Consider the following 2,328-nt stretch of genomic DNA (forward strand, 5'->3'; position numbering starts at 1 on the left):
GCCTTGGCGCCGGCGGCGATCGACACAACGATGTTCTGATAGCCGGTGCAGCGGCAGAGATTGCCTTCGAGCTCTTCGCGGATGGTGTGATCGCTGAGATCGTTGCCCTTGCGGTGGACGAGGTCGACCGCGGTCATGATCATGCCGGGGGTGCAGAAGCCGCATTGCAGGCCGTGGTGCTCGCGGAACGCCTCCTGCATCGGATGAAGCGGCGCGCCGTCGGCGGCCAGGCCTTCGATGGTCTTGACCTCATGGCCGTCCGCCATCACCGCCAGCATGGTGCAGGCCTTGACCGCCTTGCCGTCGACATGAACGACGCAGGCGCCGCATTGCGAGGTGTCGCAGCCGACATGGGTGCCGGTCAGGCGCAAATTCTCGCGCAGAAACTGCACCAGCAGGGTACGGGGGTCGATATTGGCGTTGACGGGATTGCCGTTCACGATGAGGGAGATCTTGGCCATTCAGCACTCTCTTCATCTGCGCTTCTGCATTGCACAGCGGCGCAGTCATTAAAATCATTCCAAAGCCATAATATGGGCCATCCCGGCAATGAGCAACCTCACCCTCTCGCTCCCCTCCTCCCGCGCGGCCCTTGCCGCGTGGTGGGGAGGGGTCGGGGGTGGGGGGTCTTACCGCGCTCACACCTCGCAGCGAGTTTGCCGCGATACCCCCCCACCCCCGACCCCTCCCCGCCACGCGCAAAGCGCGTGGTGGGAGGGGAGAAGAAAAGCGCACTCTTGAAATTGCCTACCCCTGCACCGCCTTGGCGAAATTGGCGAAAAACTCGTCGGCCAGCTTCTTGGCGGAGCCGTTGATCAGGCGCTGGCCGAGCTGGGCCAGCTTGCCGCCGATCTGGGCCTCGACATTATAGGTCAGCAGCGTGCCGCCGTCCTTGTCGGCCAGCGCCACGGTGGCGCCGCCCTTGGCGAAGCCGGCAACCCCGCCCTCGCCCTCGCCCGATATCCTGTAGCCGTTCGGCGGATCGAGATCGCTCAGCGTCACCCGACCCTTGAAGCGGGCCGAGACCGGACCGACCTTCATCTTGGCGACCGCCCGAAAGCCGTTGTCCTCGGTTTTCTCCAGCTCCTCGCAGCCGGGAATGCAGGCCTTCAGCACTTCCGGATCGTTCAACTTGGTCCACACGGCCTCGCGCGGCGCCGCGAGCTGGACTTCGCCGTTCATCGTCATGGCCATGGTGGAGCCTCCTGGATCGTTTCGCCCGTTTCCCCCAAGTAAAGCACGGCAGGCCCAAAAGGAAGGGCAGTGATGGACGACGGGTGGTGCATATTCGCAGTGCAGCAGAGCTGTGGATGCTTTGGGATTGGCACAGGCCGCACGAAAATGGTTAGGTCGCGCACGTCACGAGGAATTCCAGATGCCGATGATCGATGCCGACGGTTGCCTGCTCAACGTGTCAGTCGAGGGCCGCGACGGCGGACCGACCCTGATGCTGTCGAATTCGCTGGGCTGCACCCTGAAGATGTGGGAGCCGCAGATGCAGGCGCTCACCCAGCTGTTCCGGGTGGTCCGCTACGACCGGCGCGGCCACGGCAAGTCCGGCGTGCCGCCGGGGCCCTACTCGATCGAGCGATTCGGCCGCGACGTGCTGGCGATCCTCGATGACCTCAACATCGACAAGGTGCACTGGTGCGGATTGTCGATGGGCGGCATGGTCGGACAGTGGCTGGGCGCCAACGCCCCGGAGCGGTTCGGCAAGCTCATTCTCGCCAACACCGCCTGCCACTATCCCGATCCGGCCAACTGGCACGCCCGGATCAAGGCGGTGCAGGAGGGTGGCATCGCCGCCATCGCCGACACCGTCATCGCGGCCTGGCTGACCGCGGATTTCCGCTAACGCGAGCCGCAGATCACGGCCAATGTGAAGGCGATGCTGATGGCGACGCCGGTGCAGGGCTATCTCGCCTGCTGCGAGGCGCTTGCGACCCTCGACCAGCGCGCGCTGCTGCCGAAAATCAAAAGCCCGACACTGGTGATTGCCGGCCGCCACGACATGTCGACGCCGGTAGCGGCAGGCGAATTCATCCGCAGCCAGATTCCGGGCGCCGCCCTGACGATCCTCGACGCCGCGCATATTTCCAACGTCGAACAGCCGCACGCCTTCACCGACGCCGTGGTCGGGTTTCTGACGCAGCGTTAAACACCGCTAGTCATTCCGGGCGATGCCACCGGGTCCGGCCTTCGGCCGGCCCGATGATAAACTCCGCATCGAACCTGGAATCTCGAGATCCCGGGTCTGGTGCTGGCGCACCATCCCGGAATGACGGACAGCCTCAGGCATTGTCCAGAATGCGGGGATGCTGCAGCGAC

The 2,328-nt window shown here is 64.7% G+C and carries 2 protein-coding genes and 1 pseudogene; 1 reads left to right on the forward strand and 2 read right to left on the reverse strand.

Going from position 1 to position 2,328, the window contains the following annotated elements; translation table 11 throughout:
* Both Q8R73_RS05375 and Q8R73_RS05380 read right to left on the reverse strand, forming a co-directional pair.
* Window positions 1-461 (reverse strand): (2Fe-2S)-binding protein (locus Q8R73_RS05375; protein ID WP_305718500.1); only part of this gene is annotated, 461 nt, incomplete at its 3' end.
* A gap of 286 nt (window positions 462-747) precedes the next feature.
* Window positions 748-1,194 carry a carbon monoxide dehydrogenase subunit G gene (locus Q8R73_RS05380; RefSeq protein WP_305718501.1) on the reverse strand — a complete coding sequence of 149 codons (447 nt, stop codon included), beginning with the start codon at window positions 1,192-1,194 and terminating at the stop codon, window positions 748-750.
* A 181-nt stretch (window positions 1,195-1,375) separates the two neighbouring features.
* Between Q8R73_RS05380 and pcaD the strand changes: the two are divergent.
* Window positions 1,376-2,158 (forward strand): annotated as a pseudogene (gene pcaD / locus Q8R73_RS05385) (3-oxoadipate enol-lactonase).
* Window positions 2,159-2,328: the final 170 nt, after the last annotated feature.

The sequence above is a fragment of the Bradyrhizobium sp. genome, from assembly GCF_030697065.1.
Classification (GTDB): domain Bacteria; phylum Pseudomonadota; class Alphaproteobacteria; order Rhizobiales; family Xanthobacteraceae; genus Bradyrhizobium.

Bases quoted from the DNA above. Each gene is read 5' to 3' on its own strand.
- Q8R73_RS05380 (WP_305718501.1), bottom strand. From the start codon at position 1,194: ATGGCCATGACGATGAACGGCGAAGTCCAGCTCGCGGCGCCGCGCGAG.